At 66.9% G+C, this 26,065-nt stretch carries 25 protein-coding genes; 13 read left to right on the top strand and 12 right to left on the bottom strand.

The window, feature by feature from the left end; translation table 11 throughout:
- Positions 1-6 precede the first annotated feature (6 nt).
- A complete protein-coding gene (locus tag ABZ942_RS06230) occupies positions 7-771 on the bottom strand; it encodes an enoyl-CoA hydratase family protein (RefSeq protein ID WP_357379666.1) in 765 nt (254 codons plus the stop codon).
- 98 nt (positions 772-869) lie between these two features.
- On the opposite strand from ABZ942_RS06230, the gene ABZ942_RS06225 reads away from it, so the two are divergent.
- The 5 genes from ABZ942_RS06225 (at position 870) to ABZ942_RS06205 (ending at position 5,433) form a co-directional block, all read left to right on the top strand.
- Complete coding sequence (locus ABZ942_RS06225; protein WP_357379665.1) at positions 870-1,658, top strand: SDR family oxidoreductase; 789 nt, start codon at positions 870-872, stop codon at positions 1,656-1,658.
- 32 nt (positions 1,659-1,690) lie between these two features.
- Positions 1,691-2,602: an SDR family oxidoreductase gene (locus ABZ942_RS06220; RefSeq protein ID WP_357379664.1), complete on the top strand. Its 912-nt coding sequence runs from the start codon at positions 1,691-1,693 to the stop codon at positions 2,600-2,602.
- Between the two features lie 131 nt (positions 2,603-2,733).
- On the top strand, positions 2,734-3,822 hold the full coding sequence (locus ABZ942_RS06215) for a hypothetical protein (protein ID WP_357379663.1): 1,089 nt from the start codon (positions 2,734-2,736) through the stop codon (positions 3,820-3,822).
- A gap of 88 nt (positions 3,823-3,910) precedes the next feature.
- On the top strand, positions 3,911-4,426 hold the full coding sequence (locus ABZ942_RS06210) for an ImmA/IrrE family metallo-endopeptidase (RefSeq protein WP_357379662.1): 516 nt from the start codon (positions 3,911-3,913) through the stop codon (positions 4,424-4,426).
- Positions 4,423-5,433 carry a hypothetical protein gene (locus ABZ942_RS06205; RefSeq protein WP_357379661.1) on the top strand — a complete coding sequence of 337 codons (1,011 nt, stop codon included), beginning with the start codon at positions 4,423-4,425 and terminating at the stop codon, positions 5,431-5,433. The genes ABZ942_RS06210 and ABZ942_RS06205 overlap by 4 nt, the downstream gene beginning before the upstream one ends.
- A 303-nt stretch (positions 5,434-5,736) precedes the next feature.
- On the opposite strand, the gene ABZ942_RS06200 is transcribed toward ABZ942_RS06205, so the two are convergent.
- Positions 5,737-6,153: a helix-turn-helix domain-containing protein gene (locus ABZ942_RS06200; protein WP_011207048.1), complete on the bottom strand. Its 417-nt coding sequence runs from the start codon at positions 6,151-6,153 to the stop codon at positions 5,737-5,739.
- 362 nt (positions 6,154-6,515) lie between these two features.
- Entirely contained in the window at positions 6,516-7,679 is a 1,164-nt protein-coding gene (locus tag ABZ942_RS06195; RefSeq protein WP_357379660.1) for a steroid 3-ketoacyl-CoA thiolase, read from the bottom strand.
- A gap of 139 nt (positions 7,680-7,818) precedes the next feature.
- Here ABZ942_RS06195 and ABZ942_RS06190 point away from each other — a divergent pair, with 139 nt between their 5' ends.
- Positions 7,819-9,078 (top strand): cytochrome P450, encoded by a 1,260-nt coding sequence (locus ABZ942_RS06190; RefSeq protein WP_357379658.1) that lies wholly within the window; start codon positions 7,819-7,821, stop codon positions 9,076-9,078.
- 76 nt (positions 9,079-9,154) lie between these two features.
- Here ABZ942_RS06190 and ABZ942_RS06185 read toward each other — a convergent pair whose 3' ends face one another.
- The 5 genes from ABZ942_RS06185 to ABZ942_RS06165 are packed head-to-tail and all read right to left on the bottom strand — an operon-like array spanning position 9,155 to position 13,641.
- Positions 9,155-9,574, bottom strand: a complete 420-nt coding sequence (locus tag ABZ942_RS06185) for a nuclear transport factor 2 family protein (RefSeq protein ID WP_357379656.1) — start codon at positions 9,572-9,574, stop codon at positions 9,155-9,157.
- Positions 9,571-10,461 (bottom strand): TIGR03619 family F420-dependent LLM class oxidoreductase, encoded by an 891-nt coding sequence (locus ABZ942_RS06180; RefSeq protein ID WP_357380332.1) that lies wholly within the window; start codon positions 10,459-10,461, stop codon positions 9,571-9,573. Before ABZ942_RS06180 ends, ABZ942_RS06185 begins: the two co-directional genes overlap by 4 nt.
- A gap of 5 nt (positions 10,462-10,466) precedes the next feature.
- Positions 10,467-11,633 carry a thiolase domain-containing protein gene (locus ABZ942_RS06175; RefSeq protein ID WP_357379654.1) on the bottom strand — a complete coding sequence of 389 codons (1,167 nt, stop codon included), beginning with the start codon at positions 11,631-11,633 and terminating at the stop codon, positions 10,467-10,469.
- Entirely contained in the window at positions 11,630-12,667 is a 1,038-nt protein-coding gene (locus ABZ942_RS06170) for a thiolase domain-containing protein (protein ID WP_357379652.1), read from the bottom strand. The genes ABZ942_RS06175 and ABZ942_RS06170 overlap by 4 nt, the downstream gene beginning before the upstream one ends.
- 11 nt (positions 12,668-12,678) lie before the next feature.
- On the bottom strand, positions 12,679-13,641 hold the full coding sequence (locus tag ABZ942_RS06165; RefSeq protein WP_357379651.1) for an OB-fold domain-containing protein: 963 nt from the start codon (positions 13,639-13,641) through the stop codon (positions 12,679-12,681).
- A 115-nt stretch (positions 13,642-13,756) separates the two neighbouring features.
- Here ABZ942_RS06165 and ABZ942_RS06160 point away from each other — a divergent pair, with 115 nt between their 5' ends.
- Together ABZ942_RS06160 and ABZ942_RS06155 are read left to right on the top strand one after the other, a co-directional pair.
- A complete protein-coding gene (locus ABZ942_RS06160) occupies positions 13,757-14,794 on the top strand; it encodes an LLM class F420-dependent oxidoreductase (RefSeq protein WP_357379649.1) in 1,038 nt (345 codons plus the stop codon).
- A 22-nt stretch (positions 14,795-14,816) separates the two neighbouring features.
- A complete protein-coding gene (locus ABZ942_RS06155) occupies positions 14,817-16,415 on the top strand; it encodes an acyl-CoA synthetase (protein ID WP_357379647.1) in 1,599 nt (532 codons plus the stop codon).
- Between the two features lie 48 nt (positions 16,416-16,463).
- Here the strand turns inward: ABZ942_RS06155 and ABZ942_RS06150 are convergent, their stop codons facing one another.
- Positions 16,464-17,462, bottom strand: coding sequence for a sigma-70 family RNA polymerase sigma factor (locus ABZ942_RS06150; protein ID WP_357379645.1), 999 nt, complete (start codon positions 17,460-17,462; stop codon positions 16,464-16,466).
- A gap of 189 nt (positions 17,463-17,651) precedes the next feature.
- Between ABZ942_RS06150 and ABZ942_RS06145 the strand changes: the two genes are divergently transcribed.
- Positions 17,652-18,068: a VOC family protein gene (locus ABZ942_RS06145; RefSeq protein WP_357379643.1), complete on the top strand. Its 417-nt coding sequence runs from the start codon at positions 17,652-17,654 to the stop codon at positions 18,066-18,068.
- Positions 18,069-18,156: 88 nt separating this feature from the next.
- Here the strand turns inward: ABZ942_RS06145 and ABZ942_RS06140 are convergent, their stop codons facing one another.
- Complete coding sequence (locus ABZ942_RS06140) at positions 18,157-18,939, bottom strand: crotonase/enoyl-CoA hydratase family protein (protein ID WP_357379642.1); 783 nt, start codon at positions 18,937-18,939, stop codon at positions 18,157-18,159.
- Between the two features lie 98 nt (positions 18,940-19,037).
- On the opposite strand from ABZ942_RS06140, the gene ABZ942_RS06135 reads away from it, so the two are divergent.
- Positions 19,038-20,690, top strand: a complete 1,653-nt coding sequence (locus ABZ942_RS06135) for an acyl-CoA synthetase (RefSeq protein ID WP_357380331.1) — start codon at positions 19,038-19,040, stop codon at positions 20,688-20,690.
- A 28-nt stretch (positions 20,691-20,718) separates the two neighbouring features.
- Complete coding sequence (locus ABZ942_RS06130; RefSeq protein ID WP_357379640.1) at positions 20,719-21,549, top strand: thioesterase family protein; 831 nt, start codon at positions 20,719-20,721, stop codon at positions 21,547-21,549.
- A 426-nt stretch (positions 21,550-21,975) separates the two neighbouring features.
- On the opposite strand, the gene ABZ942_RS06125 is transcribed toward ABZ942_RS06130, so the two are convergent.
- Together ABZ942_RS06125 and ABZ942_RS06120 are read right to left on the bottom strand one after the other, a co-directional pair.
- The gene (locus ABZ942_RS06125; RefSeq protein WP_357379638.1) at positions 21,976-23,079 is read right to left on the bottom strand and encodes an acyl-CoA dehydrogenase family protein; all 1,104 of its coding nucleotides are present in this window, start codon (positions 23,077-23,079) and stop codon (positions 21,976-21,978) included.
- A gap of 98 nt (positions 23,080-23,177) precedes the next feature.
- The gene (locus ABZ942_RS06120; RefSeq protein WP_357379636.1) at positions 23,178-24,371 is read right to left on the bottom strand and encodes an acyl-CoA dehydrogenase family protein; all 1,194 of its coding nucleotides are present in this window, start codon (positions 24,369-24,371) and stop codon (positions 23,178-23,180) included.
- Positions 24,372-24,527: 156 nt separating this feature from the next.
- Between ABZ942_RS06120 and ABZ942_RS06115 the strand changes: the two genes are divergently transcribed.
- Both ABZ942_RS06115 and ABZ942_RS06110 read left to right on the top strand, forming a co-directional pair.
- Positions 24,528-24,716 (top strand): ferredoxin, encoded by a 189-nt coding sequence (locus tag ABZ942_RS06115; protein ID WP_357379634.1) that lies wholly within the window; start codon positions 24,528-24,530, stop codon positions 24,714-24,716.
- A 122-nt stretch (positions 24,717-24,838) separates the two neighbouring features.
- Positions 24,839-25,741, top strand: a complete 903-nt coding sequence (locus ABZ942_RS06110) for a 3-oxoacyl-ACP reductase (protein ID WP_357379632.1) — start codon at positions 24,839-24,841, stop codon at positions 25,739-25,741.
- Positions 25,742-26,065 lie beyond the last annotated feature (324 nt).

The raw sequence follows: 26,065 nt of genomic DNA, 5'->3' as shown, positions 1-26,065 counted from the left end.
GTTCCCTTACTGCTCGGCCTTGCGCGCGGCCAGATCGTCGTCGAACCGGGCGCGGATCTCGTCGGCCACACCGGCGAGATTGAGTTCGAAGGTGAATCCCTGCTCGTACCGGTAGCTGCGGTGCACGTCCTGCGGGTCGATGCCGTTGAGCGCGCGCTTCGCCGCGCGGATCACCCGGCCGTCCTTGGCCGCGATGTTCTTGGCGACTTCCATTGCCGCGGCGTCGAGTTCGGCGCGCGGCACCACCTGATACACCGAGCCGAAGTGCTGCAACTGCTGCGCGGTAATGGTGCTCGCGGTGTAGAACAGCGCCCGCATCAGATGCTGCGGCACCAGTCGGGACAGGTGAGTGGCGGCGCCCAGCGCGCCGCGGTCCACCTCGGGCAGGCCGAAAGTGGCGTCGTCCGAGGCGATCACGACGTCTGCGTTGCCGACCAGGCCGATCCCGCCGCCGAGGCAGAAGCCCTGCACCACCGCGATCACCGGCACCGGGCAGTCGTAGACCGCCGCAAACGCCTCGAAGCAGCCATGATTCGCGTCGATCAGCGCCTGATGCCCCGGCTTGCTCTGGATCTCCTTGATATCGACACCGGCGTTGAAACCGCGATTCTCGGCGCGCAGCACCACGACTCGCGTTTCCTTGTTCCGCCCGGCCTCTCGGACGGCGTCGGCGATATCGAACCAGCCGTCCGTCGGTATCGCGTTGACCGGCGGATAGTCGACCGTGACCACGGTGATGCCGGTTGATTCGGAGTGACGGTTGATCCCCATCGACTATCCCTTCGTGCAGGCCACGGCCCACCGTGAGCGACCAGGCTCGGCCGGGCCCAGCATTGGCAAAGCAAGCAGTTGCTTGGTAGGTTAGCACGGTGGCACTCGAAATCGATCTGGCCGACCGCATCGTTCTGGTGACCGGCGGCGTCCGTGGCGTGGGTGCCGGGGTGAGCAGGGCGTTCCTCGCGGCGGGCGCGACGGTGATCGCCTGTGCCCGGCGGTCGGGCGACGCACCGATCGAGGCCGACGGCCGCGCCATCGAATTCCTGCCCTGTGATATTCGCGACGCCGACGCGGTGCGCGAACTTATCGATGCGGTCATGGAACGGCACGGTCGCCTCGACCACCTGGTCAACAACGCGGGCGGCGCCCCGTTCGCGCTGGCCGCCACCGCGAGCAAGAACTTCCACGCCAAGATCGTCGAACTGAATCTGCTTGCACCGCTGCTGGTTTCGCAGACCGCGAACGCGGTGATGCAGCAGCAGCCGGACGGCGGCTCGATCGTCAACATCTCCAGCGTCAGCGGCCACCGGCCGTCCCCGGGTACCGCCGCCTACGGCGCGGCCAAGGCGGGGATGGACAGCCTGACCGCGTCGCTCGCCGTCGAATGGGCGCCCAAGGTGCGGGTCAACTCGCTCGTCGTCGGCCCGGTCGTCACCGAGCAGAGCCAGCTGCACTACGGCGACCAGGCCGGCATCGACGCGGTGGGGCAGACCATCCCGCTCGGCCGGATGGCCGAGCCGGACGACGTCGGCCGCTGCGCCGTCTTCCTCGCCTCCCCGCTGGCCGGCTACGTCAGCGGGGCCGCCCTGCTGGTGCACGGCGGTGGCGAGCGTCCCGCCTTCCTGGCCGCGTCCACCGCGGCCATCGGTCAGCAGTCCTGAATTCACCGGACACCCACGAAGAGGACACAGGTATGGACACCGAGCAGATCTGCGCAGGGCGCACCGTCATCGTCACCGGCGCGGGCCGCGGCATCGGACGCGCACACGCGCTCGCCTTCGCCGCCGCCGGAGCGCGGGTAGTGGTCAACGATCTCGGCTCGGCGCTGGACGGCGCCGCAACCGGCGAGACCCCCGCCGAGCAGGTCGTCGCGGAGATCGCGGCGCTCGGCGGCACGGCCGTGGCCAATGGCGACGACGTCGCGGATTGGCAAGGCGGCCAACGGCTTATCCGCCAGGCGGTGGATACCTTCGGCGGGCTGGACGTACTGGTCAACAACGCGGGTTTCGTCCGCGACCGGATGCTGGTCAACCTCGGCGAGGACGAGTGGGACGCGGTGATCCGCGTCCACCTCAAGGGGCACTTCGTCACCATGCGGCATGCGATCGAGTACTGGCGCGGGGAGTCCAAGGCGGGTCGCCCGGTCGACGGCCGGATCATCAACACCAGCTCCGGCGCCGGCCTGCAGGGCAGCGTCGGTCAGGGCAACTACGGCGCGGCCAAGGCGGGCATCGCGGGACTCACGCTGACGGCCTCGGCGGAGTTCGCTCGCTACGGCGTCACTGTGAATTCCATCGCACCCGCAGCCCGGACACGGATGACCGAAACGGTGTTTGCCGACACGATGGCGCGACCGGAGGACGGCTTCGACGCGATGGCTCCGGAGAACATTTCGCCGCTGGTCGTCTGGCTCGGCAGCGCGCAATCCGCGGCGGTCACCGGACGCATGTTCGAGGTCGAGGGCGGGAAAGTGGCGCTGGCCGACGGGTGGCGGCACGGCGTCGCGGTCGACCGCGGTGCCAGGTGGTCGCCTGCCGAACTGGGCCCGGTAGTAGCTGACCTGATTGCCAAGGGGATGCCACCCGAACCGGTGTACGGGGCCTGACCAGGCTTATGACCTTCTTCCTGCGCACCTACCGATAGGGGTTTACTATGGCCCCCATCCGTTAAAAGTCCCGTGTGAGAGTCGCGACCGGGTGAGATCTGCGCTTTCTGAATGAGGGGAAGGTCCGGCGCATGGCCATTGGTCGCACGTTCCGCGTGGTCGCGGTAGCTGGGATTGTGGCCGGCTTTGCGCTACTCGGCCCGGTAGCGGCCGAAGCACAGCCCTCGGAACGCTGTCCAGGGTGCGCCGCAGACCCCGCTCCGCCGCCCTATGACACCGGAGCTCCCTGGTACCCACTGTCGGTGCCCGGTCAGCCGTCAGATGTCAGTGCGGTGCCGACCAATCCCGCGATCGGTTCGGGTTCGGCCGCCGGTTCCGCCGCCGTTGGTTCTGCCGCGGCCGGTGGATCGGCCGCAGGTGGTTCCGCAGCCGCGGGTGGATCGGCTGCGGCCGGTGCCGCTGGTTCGGCCGGACTCGGCGCGGTGCTCGGTACCGGATCCGCCGGACTCGGTTTGACGCTCGGTTCAGGTTCGGCCGGACTCGGCATCGTCCTCGGTTCCGGTTCGGCCGCGCTCGGCGCGACGGGTTCCGCGGGCGTCGGCGCGTTGGCAACCGGCTCCGCCGCCGTGGGGTCCGCCGGAATCGGTGTCGGCGCAACAGGTTCCGCCGCTGTCGGCTCCGCAGGTGTCGGTTCGGCCGGTGTCGGTTCCGCGGGTGTCGGTTCGGCCGGAGTCGGCTCCGCGGGCGTCGGTTCGGCCGCAACCGGTTCTGCCGCAGTGGGTTCCGCCGCCGTCGGCTCGGCGGCCGTCGGTTCCGCCGCCCCGCTGCTGCTCCTTTTGATCCCGATCCCGGCGCCGCCCGCTCCCCCTGCGGTTCCGCCGATCGCGGTCCCGCCGGTCCCCGCCCCGGTGATACCGGCCATCCCGGCGCTGCCGGTGCTCGTGCCCGCGCCCGCCGCGGCTCCGGCGGCAGTGCCACCACCACCGCCCCCGTCGGCACCGCCTGCCCCGGTGCAGGCGGCCCCCGCCAAGCCCAACCCCGACGTGCGTCCGACAAGTGCCAACGACGGACTCCCCAAACCCAAACTGCTGTCGGTGATCGGCGGACTGCTCGCCCTCGGGTTGGCCGGAGCCGGTTCCGGCGCAGTGAGTTTCCAGGGTGCCTCGGCCGCGCAAGCCCGAGTCGACGCCGCCCGTGCCATGTTCTTCCCGAGGCCGTGAGGGGTGCTGGCATGAGTGAGCGAAGCGAACGAATCATGACGCAGCGTGCCTCGCGCATGCCGGAACCGAGCGCCAGCGAGGTGCAGGCATGAGTGAGAGCAAGACGCAGAGCAGCTCGCGGTCTTACCGTCGAGTCGCGGCCGCGGTGGACGCGGTCTGTGCTGTCGCGGCTGACTCCGATGCCACCACCCTCGACGAGGTCGTGCTGGCCATCGCGAGCGAACGGCATCGCGAAATCGAAATCGCCAGTGCGGAATTGGGGCCGGGAGTGTGCGGGCAACGCAGGCTCTACCCTGATCGCGACGTGATCGTGCTAGCCCAGTCGCTGCCGAGCCGGGAGCACACCCTGGCACATGAGTTGGGGCACATCGTGTTCAACCACGAGGGCGCACCCGCGCCCGAGGTGACCTTGGAAGCCAGCGACGATCTGATCGCCTACATGCTCAGCCAGCGGGCGCACCAGCAGATCGTCGACGACGGCGCCGACGAGCTCGCCGAGTGGGAGGCCGAGACCTTCGCCGCCATGCTGATGACCCGACTCCGCGTGTTCAACAGCCGTGGCGCAGGCGTCTCGGTCCTTCGATTCGATGAGGCGCTCGGATGACCCTCTGGTTGACGGCTCTGCTGGTCTGGATGGCGGCCGGCGCGCGCGTGGGGCGCGTGCTGGTGAAGCCGGCTACCACGGCCCGGGTGGCCATCGTGGTCGCGGTCGCCGCCGTCGCGCTGGCCGCCACCGTCGCGGTCCCCGAGATCGCCGTCGCCATCGACAACCTGCGCCCGCACGGCGTGCACGCGGGCTGGCTGTCCGACGGTGTGGTGGTGTCGTCCTGGATCGCCTTCGTGACGGCCACCTCGGTGGTCGCTTCGGCCGCCTGGCCGGTCGTCTCCCGGCAGAACCTGCGTCAGGTCGCCATGGTGATCTACAGCATCGGTCTGGTGGCGGTGGCCGCGGCCATCGCGTGGTCGTTCACCCTCGGCTGGGAGGTCGTCGCGTTCGGCGCGGTGTTCATCGTCATCACCGGCCTGCGCAACCTCGACTGGACCACGCTCGGTCGTGGCATCGCGATCTACACCACCGGATCCGCGGTCGTCGCGGTGCTCGCGGTGCTGGAGATTCGTCGAGCGTTCACCGATGCGCCACCGGTGCCGCCCGGCCAGCCGAACTGGGCGTGGCAGGCGTGGGAGATCGCGAGCCTGCTCGTCGCATTCGGCGCCGTGTGGATCGTGGTGGAGCTGTGGGTGCGCGCGCGGGTGCTGCTGCGCCAGATTCGGCTGCTGCACCGCATCATGATCGGTCGCTTCCCCGAAGTGGTCGCACACGACCAGACCGGCACGTCGACTCAGTTGAAGGCGTCCGACCAAGTGGCGCAGATCATGGACGCGCTGTATCTGCAGTCGGGCGGTGGCGTGGTGCTCGCCGCGGTACCGCCGCCGCCACGGTCGGTGGTGGAGCGCGCGGACACCGTGGCGCAGTGGGCGAGAAACCCTTTGGGCGATGTGGCGGTCGACGCACGGTGGATTGCTCCGCCGGAGGGGATTAGTCCGCGCGGTTGGGTCCAGGCGATCGCCAGGGCGTATGACGCGACATCGCTGGAACACGTCCGAAATTGAGCGTGAAGGGCACCGGCGCGTATTCAACGCACTAGTGTGTGCCGCGAGATCGGCGGTCCGGGACGGTAGTCCCGCATACGGTTGAGTCGAAATCAGTTGTCCGGGGAAAACTTGCGCGAGCGCTAGTTCCAAGATTGTCGAATGTGCTTGCATCCGGCGGTGATCGGGACATCGTCAGCGGCCTTGACAGGGCACGCCCCTATTTCTCCGGGCACGCCCTGTTCCGCTCTCCGCATTGGACGCACACATAACACAGCACAGTGCGACCCAGAGGGCCGCACTGTGCTTGTCGTGCAAGCGAACCTATTCGGTGCCATCCGGAGGAATTTCGGGCAAGCCTTCACTTGCCCGCAACTTCTCCGCCATAGACGTGAGTAGGTTCTGAGATTCTTCGGACAGGTCGAACGCTCTACTCGACAGCCGTCGCAGTCCGTAGCCCTGCAGCTGGGACAGCAACTCCAGATCATGATCGATCTTGGCGGCATAGATGTCGTTGAAGAAGTAGTCCGGCTTGACCTTGAAGAACTTCGCCAGGGCGGCCACCGTCTCATCGGACGGGTTCGTCCGTTGTCCCGACCGCAACTGCGACAGGTACGGTTTCGAGATCGGATGTCCGGAGGCCGTCAGCGCTGCCGCAACCTCCGCGTTGGTGTGCGGCTTACGCCCCGGGGGATGCACGGTTTCGAACAGCTTGTTCAGCCGCGCCGCGAAATCAGCCATTGTGAGCCGCCCAATTCCCTTCGCTGTACTAACAGTCGTTATCTCGGATACGTATCATTGATATTAGCGGCTCAGTAACTGAAAACCTACGCCTGATTCCGGATTTCCTTGAAGCTTCTAGGTGCTGCTCCGGCGAAGGCACTGGGACCGTCGCGTTTGCGGGTCACCCCAACGGCTCTCGAGAAGCCGAGGTACGGACCGGTTCTGGCCCGTCGCGGAGGTCTTCCTCGATACGGTCCTGATAGCGGAAAGATAGCTGACGTCTCATCTAGTTGCAAGTCGAAGCCATCATGTGGCGTACGACACGTTTCCGGGCCTGGGGGATGAACGTTCAACAATCCCGTTTCCAGGGGTTGAAGGCCCTAAATCCGTTCGATGATGGTCCCTGTCGCCAATGCGCCACCGGCGCACATCAGCACCATGGCGGTGCTGCGGCCGGTTCGCTCCAGCTCGTGCAAAGCCGTTGTGATGAGCCGGGATCCGGTCGAGCCGACCGGATGGCCGAGCGCGATCGCGCCGCCGTTGACGTTCACCCGCTCCATGTCGGGCTGGTGCACCGAGGCCCACGACAACGCCACGGAGGCGAACGCCTCATTGATTTCGAACAGATCGATGTCGGAGATGGTCATACCCGATCGCTCCAACAGGCGCGAGCAGGCCTGAACCGGGCCGTCGAGATGGAACTCCGGCTCGGCGCCGACCAACGCCTGGGTGACGATTCGCGCCCGCGGCCGCAATCCGGCTCGCTGCGCGGCCTTTTCGTCCATCAGCAGCACCGCGGCCGCGCCATCGGAGATCTGCGACGAGCTGCCCGCGGTGTGAATGCCACCCTCCAGCACCGGCTTCAGCTTTGCCAGTCCCTCGGTGGTCGTCTCGCGCAGGCCTTGATCGCGTGACACGTCCAGCTTCTCGCCGGTCGGATTTCCTGCCTTGTCGACGGCGGGCGCGGAGACGGTCAGCACCTCGCGATCGAAGCGGCCCTCGGCCCAGGCCTGTCCGGCCAGGCGCTGCGAGCGGGCGCCGAACTCGTCGACGTCGGCGCGAGTGATGCCGCGCCGCTTGGCAATCCGCTCGGCCGCCTCGAACTGATTCGGCAGGTCGATGCTCCAGGACGCGGGCCTGCGCGACCCGGCGTGCTCGCCGACGTTGGCGCCCAACGGAACTCGGCTCATCGCCTCGATGCCACAGGCGACGCCGATATCGATGGCGCCGGTCGCGATGAGCCCGGCGATGAGGTGATTGGCCTGCTGGGCCGAGCCGCACTGCGCGTCGATGGTGGTCGCGCCGACCTGCCAGGGCAGTCCGGCGTGCAGCCAGGCGACCCGCGTCACGTTGTTGGACTGCTCGCCCGCCTGGGTGACGCAGCCGCCGATGACCTGCTCGACCAGTGCCGGATCCAGGTGCGCGCGCTCGAGCAGTCCGCGCTGGGCGAGGCCGAGCAGCTCGCTGGCGTGCAGGCCGGCCAGCCAGCCGCCGCGCTTGCCGATGGGGGTGCGAGCGGCCTCGACGATGACGGGTGTGCCCATGTCCAACCTTTCGTTCGATACAGAAACTGAAACGAGTTCCGGTAGAGAGGAGGCGGTTCTGTCCGGTTTCTTCCCTGATCCGGCCGCCTATGCTTCAATGATTATAGAACGTGTTTCAGTTTGTCGAAGGAGACATCTGGTGGTAGACCCTCGGAATGTCCGGCCGAATCTGCCGGACGGATTCGACGTCACAGACCCGGACATTTACGCCGACCGGATTCCGGTCGCGGAATTCGCCGAGCTGCGTCGCACCGCCCCGGTCTGGTGGAATCCGCAGCCGGTCGAGGTCAGTGGCTTCCATGACGAGGGCTTCTGGGTGGTCAGCAAGCACGCCGACGTCAAAGAGGTGTCGCGGCGCGGCGAGGTGTTCTCCACCTTCGAGAACACCGCCATCCCGCGCTTCAACGACGACATCAGCCGCGAGCAGATCGAACTGCAGCGGTTCATCCTGCTCAACAAGGACGCTCCAGAACACACGAAGCTGCGCAAAATCATCTCGCGTGGCTTCACTCCGCGCGCGATCAACGGCCTGCGCGAGCGACTTTCGGCGCGCGCCCACGAGATCGTCCAGGCCGCAGCCGAATCCGGCTCCGGTGACTTCGTCGCCAAGGTCGCGTGCGAGCTGCCGCTGCAGGCGATCGCGGAGCTGATCGGCATCCCGGATGAGGACCGGATGAAGGTCTTCACCTGGTCGAACGAGATGACCGGCTACGACGACCCGGACATCGATGTCGACCCGGTCGCCTCGTCGGCCGAAATCCTCGGCTACGCCTATCAAATGGCAGCCGACCGCAAAGCCTGTCCGGCCGACGACATCGTCACCAAGCTGGTCGAGGCCGATGTAGACGGTGATCAGCTGACGCCGGAGGAGTTCGGCTTCTTCGTGATCCTGCTCGCGGTGGCGGGCAACGAGACAACACGCAACGCGATCACCCACGGCATGATGGCCTTTCTGGACAACCCGGATCAATGGGAGTTGTTCAAGAAGGAGCGTCCGGCGACCGCCGTCGACGAGATCATCCGATGGGCCTCCCCGATCATCTCGTTCCAGCGGACTGCGCTGGAGGACACCGAACTCGGTGGGGTGCAGATCAAGAAGGGGCAGCGGCTGGTGATGCTGTACCGGTCGGCCAACTTCGACGACGAGGTGTTCGAGGATCCCGAGCGGTTCGACATCATGCGAAAGGACAACCCGCACTTGTCCTTCGGCGGCACCGGTGCGCACTTCTGTGTCGGCGCGAACCTGGCCCGGCTGGAGGTCGACCTGATCTTCAACGCCATCGCCGATCATCTGCCGGATATCACCAGGATCGGTGATCCGAAGCGGCTGCGATCCGGCTGGCTCAACGGCATCAAGGAATTCCCGGTCGATTTCAAGACCTGTCCCGTCGCGCACTGACATTCGCGGGTACCGACGAAAAGGGCCCTCGCACCGGAAGTCCCCACTCCGGTTCGAGGGCCCTTCGCCCGTTGGTTCAGCTGATCTTCTTCGCCGTCGCCATGGCTCGGTCTACTTCCCAAAATGCCCGCAGCGCCGCGATTTTGCCGGAATCGTCGACCCGGTAGGTGAAGACACCGTCGGCGTCGATCTGATGGCCGCCGAGCGTGCTGCGGATGGTGCCGGTGAACGCGATCTCGTTCCCGCAGGCGAACGAGTCGCCGAACAGGAACTCGATCAGCTCCGTCTGCGCGATCGCCTTGTCCCAGAACGCCGCGATCGCCGCCTTGCCGCGATGGCCCTTGCCCTCGGGGTCGAAACCCGAAGGGCCGATGGGATCTTCGACGATGCCGTCCTCGGCGAACAGCGCGACCCACGCGGCCTTGTCCCTGGCCCGCACCGCGGCCTGCGAGGCGAGCCCGGCCGTGCGGGCCGGATGGTCGGTGGTTGTCGTCATTTCGATGCCTCCGCGACGATCGGATTTTCGATGTTCGCCGCGGCGAAGCGTCGCAGCGAGTCCTGTTTGGCGGCGAGTTCGCCGTCGAAGCCGATGCCGTCGAAGAGCCAGGGCACCACGATCGCGTCGGTCACGCCCGCGTTCGCCAGATCCTGATAGCCCGAACGGCCGAACCGGTCGACGCACACCGCCTGGATCTCGAACGGCGCATCGCCACGGCCGAATTCGGCCCGCAGCGCGTCGAGCTTGCCGATGGTGCCGCACAGTTCGTCGTAGGTCATCATGGCCGAGGTCCAGCCGTCGCCGACCCGGGCGGCGCGCCGCAGCGCCGCCTCGGTGTGCCCGCCGATGTAGAACGGCACCGGCTCGGTCGGCGCGGGGCTGACCTGCAGCTGGTCGAAATCGAAGAACTCGCCGTGGAATTCGACCATGCCGCCGCCGAGGACCAGCTTGATGACCTCGATCATCTCGTCCACCCTGGCGCCACGCCGCGCATAGGGCACCCCGCACCACTCGAATTCCTCTGGTGCCCAGCCGATCCCGACCCCGAAGCCGAAGCGGTTGCCGGAAAGGTTGGCCACCGAGCCGACCTGGCGGGCCAGCAGCAGCGGATTGCGCGAACCGAGCTTGAGCACGTTGGTGTAGAACCGGATCCGGCTGGTCACCGCCGCCATGGCGGTCGCCCCGATGAGCGGATCGACCCACGGCGTCTCCGGACCCCAGAACCGGCTGCCGTCGGCGGTATACGGGTACTTCGCCGCCGCCGACTTCATGTAGAACAGCGAGTCCGGCAGCGCGATCGACGAGAACCCGCACTCCTCAGCGGTTTTCGCCAACTCGGGCAGCTGGTCCAGTGGACTCAGCGCGATGCCGAGGCTGAACTGCAGCGGGCTCATGGCTTCTCCGACCCGACGACCCACATCGAGAAGTACTGGGACCCACCGCCGTACGCGTGACCGAGCGCCTTGCGCGCACCCTCGACCTGGCAGGCACCGGCTCGGCCCATGACCTGCTTCGCCGCCTCGGCGAACCGGATGAGGCCGGAGGCGCCGATCGGATTGGAGGAGAGCACGCCGCCGGACGGGTTGACCGGCAGAATGCCGCCGATCTCGGTTTCGCCCTTGTCGGTGAGTTTCCAGCCGTCACCCTGCGGCACGAAGCCGAGGTTTTCCAGCCACATCGGCTCGAACCAGGAGAACGGCACGTAGATCTCGGCCACGTCGATCTCGTTGAGCGGGTCGGTGATGCCCGCGGCCTGCCACAGCGCGGCAGCCGCGTCCTGCCCGGCCTGCGGGTTGACCTGATCGCGGCCGGCGAAGGTGGTCGGCTCGGTGCGCATCGCGGTGCCGTGCACCCAGGCGACCTTCTTGCCGGTGGCCTCGACCGCGGTCGCCGCCTCTTCGTCGCCGATCACCACGGCGCACGCGCCGTCGGAGGACGGGCACGTCTCGTCGAAACGGATCGGGTCCCACAGCATTTGCGAGGCCAGCACCGATTCCAGCGTGATATCAGGCTGTTTCAGGTGGGCGAGCGGGTTCTTGGCGCCGTTGCGGCGATCCTTGACCGCGACCATCGCGCCGATATGGCTCGGTGCGTTCGAGCGCCGGATGTAGGAGCGCACGTGCGGGGCGAAGTAGCCGCCCGCGCCCGCGCCGACCGGCATGGTGAAGGGCACCGGAATCGACAACGCCCACATGGCATTCGACTCCGACTGCTTCTCCCAGGCGATCGCGAGCACCCGCTTGTGCACGCCCGCCTGCACTAGATTGGCGGCGACCACGCCGGTGGAGCCGCCGACCGAGCCGGCCGTATGCACCCGCAACAGTGGTTTTCCGGTGGCACCCAACGCATCCGCCAGGTACAGCTCGGGCATCATGACGCCCTCGAACAGATCCGGCGCCTTGCCGACGACCACCGCGTCGATATCCGCGATGGTGAGACCGGCGTCGTCGAGCGCGCGATCGATGGCTTCACGGCACATGCCCGCCATCGATACATCGGTTCTTTTCGTCACGTGATGGGTTTGTCCGGTGCCGAGCACCGCGGCCGGGTAACTCATCGGCTCGCCTCCGAATCAAGAACTGTCACAAGGTTTTGCTGCAATGCAGGCCCGCTGGTCGCATGAGCGAGTGCGCGATTCGCGTCGCCTGCCATGATCGCCTTGGCCGCGAAGCCGATTCGCTCCAGCCCGGCGGCGAACATCGGATTCGCGGCGAGCGCGCCACCCGACGGATTCACCTTCGTACCGTTCTTCAGGCCGATCGCCTCGGCCAGGATCAGCTGCTGATGACTGAACGGCGCGTGCAGCTCGGCGATATCGAAGTTGGTGTCGCCACCGGTAACCGCTTGCGCCGCAGCTGAAGTGGAGGGAGAAACGGACAGGTCGCGTGCGCCGAGCATCGGGGTGTCCACCCGGTGCGCCATCCCGGTGATCCACGCGGGACGCTCGCACAGTTCGCGAGCCCGGTCGCCGATCGCCAGCACGATGGCGGCAGCGCCATCGGTGATCGGGGCTACGTCGTGGGCACGCAGCGGATCGGCGATATACGGTGCGCCGAGCAGACTTTCGACATCGCCGCCCTCGCCCGCGGCTACCGCCGCCATATCGCGTTCAGTCCAGCGGCCCGCGTCGAGCCCGGCTCTGGCCTGCAGGCCCGCGATGGACCAGGCGTCCGGCCACAGCGGCGTCACCAGGTATGGATCGAGCTGCATGGTCAGCACCTGGCGCAGTGTGCCCGCCGACGACTTACCGAAGCCGTACACCAGCGCGGTCTTCGCCTGTCCTGAGCGCAGTTTCACCCACGCCTCGTACAGCGCCCACGCCGCGTCCATCTCCACGTGCGACTCGTTGATCGGCGGCACAGCGCCGATCGCATCGATCGCGGAGATGAACGAAAAGGCGCGTCCGGCAAGGTAATCCGAGGAGCCGGAGCACCAGAAGTCGATATCGGACTTGGTGATGCCGAGCTGGCTGTAGAGCTGCTGGAAGCAGGGCACCAGCATCTCCACCCCATTGGTGGTGCCGAAGGTTTCCGGCACGTGCGGTGCGTGGGCGAAACCCACGACCGCGATGTCGGTGGCGTTGTCAGTCAACGGTCGCCCTCTCAGAGGTGATGCTTGTAGGTGTCGTACTCGGCGTCCGGCTCGCCGGTGGGGCGGAAGTGGTCCACGTTTTCCAACCCGAAGCCCCACTCCTCGCGCGGCTTCCATACGGCCTCCACCCGCATGCCCATCCGCACTTCGCTTGCCTCGCAACCGAGTACGAGGTGCAGCACCGGGATGTCCGCGCCGTCCAGCAGCACGTAGGCCGCGACGTACGGCGGCTTGATCCGCTGACCGAGGAACGGCACGTTCACGATGCAGAACGTGGTGACCGTGCCGTGGTCGGGCAGCTCGACGACCTCGTCGGTGGGCCTGCCGTCGGTCGGGTTGGCGCCGCGCGGCGGGAAGTACACCTTGCCCGCGGCGTCGGTGCGGCCGCCCAGCAGCTTGCCTTCGGCCAGTCCGCGCAGGTAGACGGTCTCCTGCGGGGAGGCGGTGTGGTTGTAGCTGAGGTCGACCGGCGTGGTGATCACGGTGACCGGGTCACCATCGGCCGCGGCTTCGGCTGGTGCGTCGGACTTTTCGCCGGGTACGAAGCAGTCGATGTCGTGGATGGTGCCGGTGGTCTCGGCGGCCCATCGGACGGTCACCCGCTGGCCGGTCTGGATGTCGTCGGGTGTGGCGACGTCGACGGCGTGCAGCAGCGCGGTGTCCGCACCGTCCAGCCGGATCAGTGCCCACGCGAACGGCCGGTCGAACGGCTGGCCCGGCAGCGGCTCGCGCACCCAGGTCCACGATTCGACGGTGCCGGTGTCGGCGACATCGACGAACTCGGTGAGCGGCTGGGCGGTCACCGGGTCGTACTCCGGCGGCGGCACCAGCACTCGCCCGTCCGACCCGCGCACGCCGACGATCTTGCGGGTGCGCAGTTTGGTCAGGAAGTTGCCGATCGTCGGTCCGACGGACCGGGTGTAGTCGAATCGCACCCGAAGGGGCGCGCTGAGCACATCGGGTGCGGGTTTCAATTCCGACCCTCTCTCATCCGCGATTACGCCGGATGCAGTATTCCCCTGAGTCACAATGTCGAGTAGAACAGGTTCTTATTCTGCTGGCAAGCAGTTGTCTCGGAAAGGGTGTTCCATGAAGTTCGGACTGCAACTCGGGTACTGGATGGCGCAGCCGCCACAGCATGCGGGGGAGTTGGTGGTGGCGGCCGAGGATGCCGGGTTCGACGCCGTGTTCGCCGCTGAATCGTGGGGATCGGACGCGTTCGGCCCGCTGACCTGGTGGGGGTCATCGACCGAGCGGGTGCGGCTCGGTACCTCCGTGGTGCAGATGTCGGCCCGCACGCCCGCCGCGACCGCCATGCACGCGCTCACGCTGGACCATCTCAGCGGCGGCCGGGCCATCCTCGGGCTCGGGGTGTCCGGGCCGCAGGTGGTGGAGGGCTGGTACGGGCAGCCGTTCGCCAAGCCGTTGCAGCGCACCCGCGAATACGTCGGGATCATCCGGCGCATCCTCGAGCGGCAGGCGCCGGTCACCAACGACGGGCCGAATTACCCGCTGCCCTACAGCGGGCCGGGTTCGACCGGGCTCGGCAAGCCGCTCAAGCCGATCGTGCATCCGCTACGTGCGGATTTGCCGATCTGGCTCGGCGCGGAAGGCCCGAAGAATGTGGCGCTGACCGCGGAGATCGCCGACGGGTGGCTGGCGATCTACTACGCGCCGCGGCTGGCGAACATGTACAACGACTGGCTGGACGAGGGTTTCGCCAGGGCGGGTGCGCGGCGGTCGCGCGCGGATTTCGAGATCGCCGCCAGCTGCCAGGTGGTGATCACCGACGACGCGGCCAGCGAGCTCGAAAAGATGCGCTGGGTCATGTCGCTCTACATCGGCGGCATGGGTGCGCCGGAACAGAATTTCCACGCGCAGGTCTATCGGCGGATGGGCTACGAGCGAGAGGTCGACGAGATCGGCAGGCTGTTCCAGGCGGGCAAGAAGGCCGAGGCGGCGGCCGTGGTGCCCGACGAGATGATTCTGGACACCGCGATCATCGGCGACGAGGAGCATGTTCGCAAGCAACTCGGCGTCTGGTCGGCGGCCGGTGTCACCATGCTGTTGGTGTCGGCTCCCGATGTCGCGCAATTACGTCGGCTCGCACCCCTTGTCGATATGTAGAACACGTTCTAGATTCAATACCGTGAATGCCTCACCCACCCCGTCGGCTACGCCTCCTAACCACCCCCCAGGGCAGGAGTCAGTAAAAATTCTCGGTCTCTGGAACATCGCCGAAGCCGAACCCGATCGGATCGCCATGGTCGATCCGGCGGGCCGGGAGGTGACGTATCGCGAATTGGCCACGCTGGCCAACCGCTACGCCACCGGCCTGCGCGGACTCGGCCTGGAAACCGGCGACGTGCTGGTGAGCATGGTGCACAACTGCGTCGAGGCGATCGCCGCCTACTTCGCGGCGTACCAGGCCGGGCTGTACATCGTCGCGGTGAACTGGCACCTCACCGGCCCTGAGGTCGCCTACATCCTGCAGGACAGCGAGGCCAAGGCGTTCCTGGTCAGCGATCGTTTCGCCGCCACCGGCAAGGCCGCCGCCGACGAGGCGAAACTGCCTGCCTCGGCGCGTTTTTCGGTGGGCGAGATCGAGGGCTTCAAGTCGGTGGCCTGGCTGGGCGCCGCGGATACCGGTCGACCGGCCGACCGCAGCACCGGCGCGCCGATGCTCTACACCTCCGGAACCACCGGGCGGCCCAAGGGCGTTCGGCGTCCGCTCACCGGCGCCGACCCGGATGTCGTTCCGCCGCATACCGGCGCGTTCTTCGGCCTGTTCGAGCTGGCGCCGTACGACGATCACGTGCACATCTGCGGCTCGCCGCTCTATCACACCGCGGTGCTGAACTTCGCGACCATCTCGATTCAGTTGGGGCACAAGCTCGTGCTGATGGATCGCTGGGAAGCCGAGGAGATGTTGCGGCTGATCGACAAGTACCGGGTGACGCACAGTCACATGGTGCCGACCCAGTTCCATCGGCTGCTCGCGCTGCCCGAGGCGGTGCGCGCCAAGTACGACGTGTCCTCGCTGCGCAGCATGGTGCACGGCGCCGCGCCGTGTCCGCAGGAGACCAAGCGGAAGATGCTCGAGTGGTGGGGGCCGACGGTCACCGAGTACTACGCGGCCACCGAGGGCGGCGGCACGGTGATCAACGGGACCGAATGGCTGCGCAAGCCCGGCTCGGTCGGCAAGGCGTGGCCGTGGTCGGTGATCAAGGTGCTCAGCGAAGAGGACGGTACCGAGGTGCCCGCCAATGAGCCCGGCCTGGTCTACATGCGCATGGGCGCTTCGAGTTTCGAGTATCACCACGACAAGGCCAAGACCGAGGATTCTCGCGTCGGCGATCTGTTCACCGTCGGCGACATCGGCCACCTCGACGAGGACGGCTACCTGTACCTGCACGACCGTCGCTCCGACCTGATCCTGTCCGGCGGCGTGAACATCTATCCGGCCGAGATCGAGAACGTGCTGATCACCCACCCGAAGGTCGCCGACGTGGCGGTCTTCGGTATCCCGCACCCGGATTGGGGCGCCGAGGTGAAGGCCGTGGTGCAGCCCGCGGAAGGCGTCGAAGGCAGCGATGAGCTCACCGCCGAGCTACTCGCCTTCGCCGCAACGCAATTGGCGAAGTACAAGATGCCGAAGTCGGTGGACTACCTGGCCGAGCTGCCGCGCGACCCCAACGGCAAGCTCTACAAGCGCAAGCTCCGCGAGCGCTACGTCCCCGCGTCGTAAGACCATCGAAGGCGACCTCCGGACCGTGGAGGTCGCCTTCGATGTGCGTCAGACCGGTTCGCGCAGCTCCGGCGGCAGGCCGAAGAGCGGGAACAGTTTCTCCGTGTCGAGGAAGAAGCACATGCCCGAAATGGCATCGGCGTCCAGCTCGAGCACGATGACCGACCACGGGATCCAAACGCCCGGCTCGTCGCCCGGCTTGTACTGACCGAAGGCCGGTTCGCCGTTGGCGCCCGCCAGCCGGATCATCCGGGAGTCGCGGCAGGCGCTGCCGTGGCCCTGCATGAATGCGGCCACGTTCGCCGGGCCGGAGACCCAGAATTCGAGCGGCGGCATGGACAGGGAGACGTCGGTTTTGAGCAGCGCGGTGAGGGCGTCCATGTCGTACGCCTCGAACGCCTCGACGAAGTTGTCGATCAGCTTGCGCTGATCCTCGTTCGATTCGTCGTAGCTGTCGGTGGCGGCGGGCTGCACCTTCGACATGGTGGCCCTGGCACGTTGCAGCGCGCTGTTGACCGACGCGGGGGACATGGTGAGCGCCTCGGCGGTCTCGTTGGCGGAGAAGCGCAGCACCTCCCGCATGATCAGAATCGCGCGCTGGGTGGCGGGCAGGTGCTGACAGGCCGCGACGAAGGCCAGGCGCAGGGTGTCCTTGGCCGAGGCGTGGTCGGCCGGATCGGCGCCGAAGGCCAGGGCGTTCGGGATCGGCTCGATCCAGACGTAGTCCGGCTGTGGCGCGGGCAGTGGTGAATCCGGTCGCGACGGTCCGGACAGGTCCATCGGCCTGGCCCGCCGCTGCGGTCCGTCGAGCATGTCGAGGCAGACGTTGGTGGTGATCCGATACAGCCAGGAGCGCAGGCTCGCGCGACCCTCGAAGGAGTCGTAGGACTTCCACGCGCGGGTGAAGGTCTCCTGGACGGCGTCCTCGGCCTCGAAGGAGGAGCCGAGCATGCGGTAGGCGTAAGCGCACAATTCCCGGCGGTGCTTCTCGAAGGATTCGAGCACGTCGGGAGCGAGGCCGGCGGACGAGCCGGACAAGTCGTTCATGGGTGTCACCCTGCCACAGGCCACCGACACATCCCAGACCCAAATGCTTGCCACCAGCGCGATCAAGATCATCGTCCGGCTTGCCGCAGTGCGGCCAGTCACATCGTGTGGGCGAGCGATGAGTTCCGCAGCCGGGGTTCGTCTCTATTTGTGCGCAACTAAACAGGCGGACTACGAAAAGGTGCCGACATGACCAGCCGGATGATTTTCCTCAACCTACCCGTCGCCGAGCTGAACCGGTCGAAGGATTTCTACGAGGCGCTCGGCTGGAAGGTCAACCAGGAATTCTGCGACGACAACGCGGCCTGCATCGTGATCGACGACAACATCTGCCTGATGCTGCTGACCAGACAGTTCTTCACCACCTTCAGCAAGCGCCAGCTCGCGGACTGCACCGAGAAGATCGGTGCCAGTTACAGTTTGGCGCTGACCAGCGTCGCGGAGGTGGACGCGCTCGCGGCGGCGGCGCTGGCCGGGGGCGGTACCGAGGAGATCAGCGAGGACAAGCGGGCGCAGGAGGCGCAGGTCGGCATGTACAGCCGCACCTTCCTCGATCCGGACGGTCACCAGTGGGAGCCGTTCTGGATGGACTACCCGAGCTGTTGAGGCCGACGCGAGGCCGCCCCGGTGCCGAATGGCGCCGAGGGCGGCCTCGCGCATTCGTGGCTCGCAGAGCCCTCTGAGCGTTGCTGTCTCAGCTGCCGGTGAAGGTCGGCTTGCGCTTCTCCGCGAAGGCCTTCGGGCCCTCCTTGGCGTCGGTCGAGCGAAAGACGGCCGTGCCGAGCTTCGCGTCGATCTGGAACGCCTCCTCCTCGTGCATGCCCTCGGTATCGCGGATGGTGCGCAGGATGGCCTGCACGGCGAGCGGGCCGTTGGCGGCGACCAGCGCGGCGAGTTCGAGGGCCTTGTCGAGCGCGCTGCCGTCGGGCACCACGTGGCCGATCAGCCCGATCTCCTTGGCCTCGGCCGCGGTGACGTGCCTGCCGGTCAGCAGGATGTCGGCGGCGACGGTGTACGGAATCTGGCGGACCAGCCGCACCGCGGACCCGCCGAGCGGGAACAGCCCCCAACGCGCCTCGGACACACCGAATTTCGCGCTTTCGCCGGCCACCCGGATGTCGGTGCCCTGCAGGATCTCGGTGCCGCCGGCGATGGCCGCGCCCTCGACCGCGGCGATCAGCGGCTTGCTGAGCCTGCGGCCCTTGAGCAGCGCTTCGATCTTGGACAGATCCCAGCCGCCGCCCGCGAACGAATCGCCGGGGTGCTGAGTGGTCATCGCCTTGAGGTCGGCGCCCGCGCAGAATGCGCCGCCCGCACCGGTCAGGATCGCCACCCGGATGTCCGGATCGCTGTCCACCTGGTCCCAGGCGTCGCGCATGATCGCCATCATCTCCGCCGAGAGCGCGTTGCGCGCCTCGGGGCGATTCATCGTCACGATGAGGACATGGTCGCGTTTCTCGACGAGGCAGTGTGGCATTGACGAATCTCCTGACGTTCGCGCCGATCGTTTCGAGCGACCTGCGAGCAGTCGCTACGGCCTTGCCAGGAACGGTAACACGTTCTATTTTTAGCCTTGTGAGCTACAACATAGCGGACCTTGTCGAACATTCCATCGACCTGATGCCCGACCGCGTCGCGCTCGCTGACGACGGCCGCGAGGTGACCTACGCACAGCTGGAGGAGCGCGCCAACAAGTTGGCTCACTACCTGCTCGAACACGGTGTGAAACCGGGCGACAAGGTGGGCATCTACTCGCGCAACACGATCGAGGCCGTCGAGGCGATGGTCGCGGTGTTCAAGGCACGGGCAGTGATGATCAACGTGAACTTCCGATACGTCGAGAACGAGTTGCAATATATCTTCGACAATTCGGACATGGTCGCGTTGATCCACGAGCGCCGCTACAGCGATCGAGTGGCCGGAGTCCGGCCGAATACCCCGCTGCTGAAGACAGTGCTCGTCGTCGACGACGATACGACCGGCACCATCGCGACCGCAGCGGATTCGGTCGAATACGAAGCGGCGCTGGCGGCCTCGTCAGGCGAGCGGGACTTCGGTGAGCGTTCCCCGGACGACGTCTTCATGCTTTACACCGGCGGCACCACCGGGCTGCCGAAGGGCGTAATGTGGCGGCACGAGGACTGGTGGCGGGTGCTCGGCGGCGGCATCAACTTCATCACCGGTGAGCCCATCGAAGACGAATGGCAGCAGTCCAAGGTCGGCGCGGCCAACAATCCGAGCATGGTCCGGTTCCCGATTCCGCCGATGATCCACGGCGGCTCGCAGACGGCCACCTTCCACAGTCTGTTCGACGGCGGCAAAGCGGTGATGCTCCCCGAGTTCAGTGGGCACGGGGTGTGGCAGGCGATCGACCGGCACAAGATCAACCTGATCTTCATCACCGGCGACGCGATGGCGCGGCCGATGCTGGACGCGCTGATCGAGGGCAATCCGGAAACCGGTCAGCCCTACGACCTTTCGAGCCTGTACGTGATGGCCAGCAGCGCGGCGCTGTTCTCGCCCGCGATCAAGGACCAGTTCCTCGAGCTGCTGCCCAACCGGATGATCTCCGATTCGATCGGCTCCTCGGAGACCGGATTCGGTGGTATCTCGATCGTGGCCAAGGGCGTCAACCACACCGGCGGGCCGCGGGTGAAGATCGACGGCTCCACCGAGGTGCTCGACGAAGCGGGCAATCCCGTTCGGCCCGGGTCGGGGGAGGTCGGAATTCTGGCCCGCCGCGGGCACATTCCGCTCGGCTACTACAAGGACGAGGCGAAGACGGCCGCAACGTTCAAGGAGTACAACGGGATTCGCTATGCCATCCCCGGCGACTACGCCAGGGTCGAGGAAGACGGCACGGTCACCATGCTCGGCCGCGGCTCGGTCAGCATCAACAGTGGCGGCGAGAAGATCTACCCGGAAGAGGTCGAAGGCGCGCTCAAGACGCACCCGGAGATCTTCGACGCTCTGGTAGTCGGAGTGGACGACGAACGCTGGGGTCAGCGCGTCGTCGCGGTCGTGCAGTGCCGTGGCGAAAACCGTCCCACCATCGATGATCTGCGCCCCTTCCTCACCAAGGAGATCGCGCCCTACAAGCTGCCCCGCAGCCTGTGGTTCGTCGACGAGATCAAACGGTCCCCGGCGGGCAAGCCCGACTATCGTTGGGCCAAATCGCAAACCGAGGAGCGCGCGGCCGACGAGCACGCCGAGGCGAGCCGCAAGTAGGACCATCGGAAACAGGGGGAGATCGAAAGTGGTTGTCCGTTACGGGTTTTTCGAGGCGACCGCGCGCGGCTTCGAGCCGTTGCCGTTCGCCGCGAGCGCCTGGTCGCCCACGATGATCAATGGACCGGCGGTCTGCGGACTGATGGCCAGAGCGCTGGAACAGCAACATTGTTCGGCGGGTTTCATACCCGCCAGGCTGACCGTTGATCTGTTCCGGCCCACTCTGGCCAAGCCGCTGACCGTGGTGACGGAGCTGGTTCGGGAGGGGCGGCGGATCCGCGTCGCCGATGCCGCATTGATACAGGACGGCGTGGACGTCGCCAGGGCGACGGTCGTCTTCCTCAAGCGCTCGGTCCAGCCGCCGGGACAGATGTGGACGCGAACGGAGGTCCCGCAACCGCCGTCGGTGCCTGTCGCCACGGAACCCACTCGCCCGCTATGGGGCAGTGACGCCCATGCCGAAGGCTGGTCCGGCGAGATCGGCGAGCACCAGAACGACAGTCGAAAGCGCATGTGGCAGGTGCCGTTGCCGGTGGTCGAGGGTGAGACGCCCTCGCCGTTCGTCGGCGCCGTGGTGATCGGCGAGGGCACGAGCCTGATGACCAACTGGGGCAGCGCCGGAGTCGGCTTCATCAACACCGACATGACCCTGGCGCTGGCCCGGCAGCCGGTCGGGTCCGAGGTCGGCGTGGAAGCCGACAGCCACATCAGCGCGGACGGTGTCGCGGTCGGCAGCGCCACCTTGTTCGACCGGGCCGGATCCTTCGGGACCTGTGTGGTCACCGCGCTGTCGAATGCCGAGCGCCAGGTCGATTTCACCAACGGTGACATCACTTCGGCGAAAGCCGGTATCTCGTAGCGACTTTCGGCTCTCCGTGATGGGCGAGTTCAGCGAGCCGGTAGGCGAGCATGTGGCGGACGGCGGGGATTCGAGTGAGAGTCGACATGGTCAGGATGCGCGGTCGCTGCCGGAGCGGCGCCTGCGGCGGCGAAAACTCCGAGGACTGCGACCGAGACGCGAGCGAGGGTGGACCGTACGGTGGAAATATCGTCCTCCGAAATAGTTTGGGGTGGGCGGTGCGCGCACCGCGGTGTCATGCGGAACCCCTCGATATTCGGTACGGGTGCGCGTTCGGATAGGTGCCGATATCGACCGAGGCGGCCTCGGCGCTCGCAAAAGCGCTTTGCCTGCAACGCAACTGACGATGTGCGCGTTCTGAGGTGAGTTCGGCACAGACAAAAGAACGCCCCGCCGGTACCTGGCGGGGCGTTCTGGTGCGACGGATCAGGACGGGGTAGCGGCCAACAGTGCGCCTAGGGCGCGGAGGTGGTCGGTGCCGCCGCCGAGTGCGAATTCGTGGTGCTTCGCGGCGGTGAAGTAGTTGTGCACGATGTGATCTCGGTCGATGCCGACGCCGCCGTGGATATGCACGACGGTGTGTGCCACCCGGTGGCCCGCGTCGGCGGCCCAGAACTTGGCGGTGTGCACGGCCGCCGCGCCGGGCAGGTCTTCGGAGATCTGCCAGGCGGCCTGGGTGAGCGCCAGGCGCAGGCCTTGGACGTCGATGTAGGCGTCGGCCAGGCGCTGGGCCACGGCCTGGAAGCTGCCGACCGCCTTGCCGAATTGTTCGCGCTCGCGGGCGTATTCGGCGACGAGGTCGAGCGCCCGTTCGAGCGTGCCGAGCTGGAGGGCGCTGAGTCCGAGCCAGGCGCGGGTGAGCAGCCAGTCGAGGATCTCGGCACCGTTCTCCACGGCGCCGATCAATTCGCCGGGGGTGTCGGTGAGTTCGACGGCGTACTCGGGGGTCCGGTCGACCACCTCTTGCGCGGTTACCGTCGCCGCCGACGGATCGACCAGGAATACCGCAACTAACCCGGACACCGTGGCCGGGACCAGGATTCGGTCGGCCCGGTTGGCGAAGGGCACCGTGATCTTGGCACCGGTGAGCCGCCAGCCACCGTCGGCCTCGACGGCGGTGGTGGTGGGCCGGGCGGGTTCCCAGTTGTGCTCCTCGGTGAGCGCGGCGGTCAGGATCACCTGACCCGCACCCGCCTGCGCCGCCCGATCCTGTTGCGCCGCATCGCCGAACTTCGCCAGCGCGCCGGCACCGACCACGATCGACCACAGGTACGGCACCGCAGCGACGTACTTGCCCAGTTCACGTAGGACGGCGGTCTGCTCGAGCACGCCGAAATCGTTGCCACCAACCGATTCCGGAAGTGCCGCCGCGAGAACACCGGTCTCGGCAAGCGAACTCCAGAGCGCTTCGTCGAATCGCTCGGCCGCGGTGTCGAGTTCGCGCAGCCGGTCGGCGGTGACGAGCTTGCCGCATACCTCGCCGGTCAGCCTGCCCAGGTCGAGCTGGGCTTCGGTGGGAGTGAAATCCATGTCTGCTACCTGCTTTCTGGTGGTGCGAGCGACGGGCCCGGAGGAGGTAGCCTGCGTAACCACGCAGGGCCCCGGGAGCGCCGCCGATCAAACACAGCTCAGCGCGCCGACGCGGGCTGCTTGAGGGCGGTCATAGCGATGATGTCGCGCTGCACTTCGTTGGTGCCGCCGCCGAAGGTGAGGATCAGCGCGGCCCGGTGCATCCGCTCGAGTCGTCCGCGCAACGCCTCGCCGTGCGAGTCCTGGCGCAGATACGCCTGCGGGCCGAGGACTTCCATCAGCAGCCGGTACGCCTCGGTGGCCAGTTCGGTGCCGTACACCTTGCAGGTAGAGGCGTCCCACGGGCGCGGCGCGGCCTCGCCGCCCGCGTCGGCGCGGCTGGCGATCTCCCAGTTGAGCAGCTTCAGGTACTCGACCTTGGCATGCACGCGCGCCAGATTGAGCTGTACCCATTCCTGGTCGATGACGCGGGAACCATTGGCTGCCTTGGTGTTGCGGGCCCATTCGACGGTCTGGCCCACCGCCAGACCCAACGGTCCCGCCGAGGTCAGCGCGACCCGCTCGTGGTTGAGCTGGTTGGTGATCAGCGACCAGCCGCCGTTTTCCTGGCCGACCAGCGCGCTCGCTGGCACCCGGACGTCCTGGTAGTAGGTCGCGCTGGTGTCCGGCCCCGCCATGGTGTGCACGGGTGTCCAGGAGAAGCCCTCGGCGGTGGTCGGCACGATGAGCATGCTGATGCCCTTGTGCTTCTTGGCATTCGGATCGGTGCGCACCGCGAGCCAGACGTAGTCCGCGTAGGCGATCAGGCTGGTCCACATCTTCTGGCCGTTGATCACGTAGTCGTCGCCGTCGCGCACCGCGTTGGTGCGCAGACTGGCCAGGTCGGTGCCCGCGCCCGGCTCGGAGTAGCCGATGGCGAAGTGCAGCTCGCCCGCCGCGATCTTGGGCAGGAAGAAGCGCTTCTGCTCCTCGCTGCCGTAGTGCATGATCGTCGGCGCGACCGAGTTGATGGTCAGGAACGGCACCGGCGCGCCCGCGATGGCCGCCTCGTCGGTGAAGATCAGCTGGTCCATCGTCGGCCGGTCCTGGCCGCCGAACTCCTTCGGCCAGGCCAGGGTGAGCCAGCCGTCGCGGCCCATCTCCTGCACCACCTCGCGGTACACGTTGCCCTGGCCGTACTCGCCGGTCTGCGCGCTGAGCGCAGCCCGGCGCTCCGGAGTGATGAGTCGCGCGAAGTAGTCGCGCAGCTCCGCGCGTAGCTCCTCCTGCTGCGGCGTGTACGCAATGCGCATGGCAAATACCTCAGGCCTTCGTCGATGTGGGTTCACCCGATCATTGCATATGGACTGAAACATGTTCCAGTATTGAGGGGGAATCGGGTCGATGGCGCCACGTCCGGCGGCATCGGCTTGTTAGGCTTCGGCAAGGATCGCGGTAAAGGAGTTCTCATGAAGGTCAGCGTCGATCTGGATCAGTGTGAAGCGAACGGAATCTGCGTCGGAATCGCCCCCGACGTGTTCGAACTCGATGACGAGGACCAGCTGCACATCCTCGCGGCCGACGTGCCCGCGGACCGGTTGGGCGACGTCGAGGACGCGGTGGCGCAGTGCCCGAAAGCGGCGCTGCGGCTGCAATGAGACCGACCCTTGCCATAGAATGGAACACGTTCTAGGGTCGGGCTCGTGAGTGAGCGCAGCGAACGAACCATGGACACAGCGTCCGCAGGCACGGCGGAGCCGAGTGTTAGCGAGGCGCAGTCGTGAGTGATGATGTGAGTCTTGCTGGCCGGGTGGCGATTGTGACTGGGGCTGGTGCTGGGCTGGGGCGGGCAGAGGCGCTCGCGCTGGCCGGAGCCGGTGCTTCGGTGGTGGTCAACGATCTGTCGGAGTCCGACGCGGTGACCGACACCCTGTCCGATATCCGCGCACTCGGCGCCAAGGCCGAATTCGTCGCGGGCAGCATCGCCGAACGGGCGACCGCGGACGCGTTGATCCGCACCGCGGAAGAGTCCTTCGGCAGCGTCGACATCGTGGTGAACAACGCGGGCATCACCCGGGACCGGATGCTGTTCAACATGTCCGACGAGGACTTCGACGCCGTCGTCGCGGTTCACCTGCGCGGTCATTTCCTGTTGTCCCGCAACGCCGCAACGTACTGGCGCGGCAAGTCCAAGGCGGCCGGCGCGCCGGTTTACGGCAGGCTGATCAACACCTCCTCGGAGGCGGGCCTGCTCGGACCGGAGGGGCAGGCCAACTACGGCGCCGCCAAGGCGGGCATCACCGCGCTGACCCTGTCGGCATCGCGGGCGCTGTCCCGTTACGGCGTGCGCGCCAACGCGATCGCGCCCCGCGCGCGCACCGCGATGACCGAGGCCGTGTTCAGTGCGGCACCCGAGGGTGAGGTGGACCCGCTCTCGCCCGATCACGTGGCCAGGCTGGTCGCCTACCTCGCCTCGCCCGCCGCCGACACGGTGAACGGCCAACTGTTCGTGGTCTACGGGGGGATGGTCGCGCTCATGGCGGCCCCCGTCGTCGAGCAACGCTTCGACGCCACCGGCGGGCAATGGTCCGCCGGCGACCTCGCCGCCACCCTCGGCGGCTATTTCGCCGAACGCCCTGCCGGGCAGACATTCTCGGCCTCGGCCCTGATGGATCTAGGCTGAGTTCGTTCGCCGACTCCGCCGCGCGAAACATGCGCAGCGTGGACCGACATCTGCAAGACCCGCTGACATTGAACTGCTGATCGGCCGTCCAACTGTTGATCAAGGGTCGGGTGCTTGGTAGACATTGGTGTGTGAGATGTGTGCCGCCTCACAAAGGTGGGATCTATCTCCTGACACTCGTTCCAAATTCACATGCCGATGTAAAGAAAAAGTGCAGTTCAAAAGTGGCAAACATCTTCCGGCAACGCAGTGAACGTGTTCTAATCGTGGAGGCGGTGCGGCCTCGGTGAAGAATCGTGCCGTGAGTAGTACGCGCAGATTTCA

The organism is Nocardia sp. NPDC046473 (assembly GCF_040645995.1).
Taxonomy (GTDB): Bacteria; Actinomycetota; Actinomycetes; order Mycobacteriales; family Mycobacteriaceae; genus Nocardia.
This window is presented reverse-complemented; position numbering and strand designations above follow the sequence as displayed.

Excerpts from the sequence above, each read along its gene's own strand:
- ABZ942_RS06230 (WP_357379666.1), bottom strand. The coding sequence starts at position 771 with ATGGGGATCAACCGTCACTCCGAATCAACCGGCATCACCGTGGTCACG.
- ABZ942_RS06220 (WP_357379664.1), top strand. The coding sequence starts at position 1,691 with ATGGACACCGAGCAGATCTGCGCAGGGCGCACCGTCATCGTCACCGGC.
- ABZ942_RS06215 (WP_357379663.1), top strand. The coding sequence starts at position 2,734 with ATGGCCATTGGTCGCACGTTCCGCGTGGTCGCGGTAGCTGGGATTGTG.
- ABZ942_RS06210 (WP_357379662.1), top strand. The coding sequence starts at position 3,911 with ATGAGTGAGAGCAAGACGCAGAGCAGCTCGCGGTCTTACCGTCGAGTC.
- ABZ942_RS06205 (WP_357379661.1), top strand. The coding sequence starts at position 4,423 with ATGACCCTCTGGTTGACGGCTCTGCTGGTCTGGATGGCGGCCGGCGCG.
- ABZ942_RS06200 (WP_011207048.1), bottom strand. The coding sequence starts at position 6,153 with ATGGCTGATTTCGCGGCGCGGCTGAACAAGCTGTTCGAAACCGTGCAT.
- ABZ942_RS06195 (WP_357379660.1), bottom strand. The coding sequence starts at position 7,679 with ATGGGCACACCCGTCATCGTCGAGGCCGCTCGCACCCCCATCGGCAAG.
- ABZ942_RS06185 (WP_357379656.1), bottom strand. The coding sequence starts at position 9,574 with ATGACGACAACCACCGACCATCCGGCCCGCACGGCCGGGCTCGCCTCG.
- ABZ942_RS06175 (WP_357379654.1), bottom strand. The coding sequence starts at position 11,633 with ATGAGTTACCCGGCCGCGGTGCTCGGCACCGGACAAACCCATCACGTG.
- ABZ942_RS06160 (WP_357379649.1), top strand. The coding sequence starts at position 13,757 with ATGAAGTTCGGACTGCAACTCGGGTACTGGATGGCGCAGCCGCCACAG.
- ABZ942_RS06150 (WP_357379645.1), bottom strand. The coding sequence starts at position 17,462 with ATGAACGACTTGTCCGGCTCGTCCGCCGGCCTCGCTCCCGACGTGCTC.
- ABZ942_RS06145 (WP_357379643.1), top strand. The coding sequence starts at position 17,652 with ATGACCAGCCGGATGATTTTCCTCAACCTACCCGTCGCCGAGCTGAAC.
- ABZ942_RS06140 (WP_357379642.1), bottom strand. The coding sequence starts at position 18,939 with ATGCCACACTGCCTCGTCGAGAAACGCGACCATGTCCTCATCGTGACG.
- ABZ942_RS06125 (WP_357379638.1), bottom strand. The coding sequence starts at position 23,079 with ATGGATTTCACTCCCACCGAAGCCCAGCTCGACCTGGGCAGGCTGACC.
- ABZ942_RS06120 (WP_357379636.1), bottom strand. The coding sequence starts at position 24,371 with ATGCGCATTGCGTACACGCCGCAGCAGGAGGAGCTACGCGCGGAGCTG.
- ABZ942_RS06115 (WP_357379634.1), top strand. The coding sequence starts at position 24,528 with ATGAAGGTCAGCGTCGATCTGGATCAGTGTGAAGCGAACGGAATCTGC.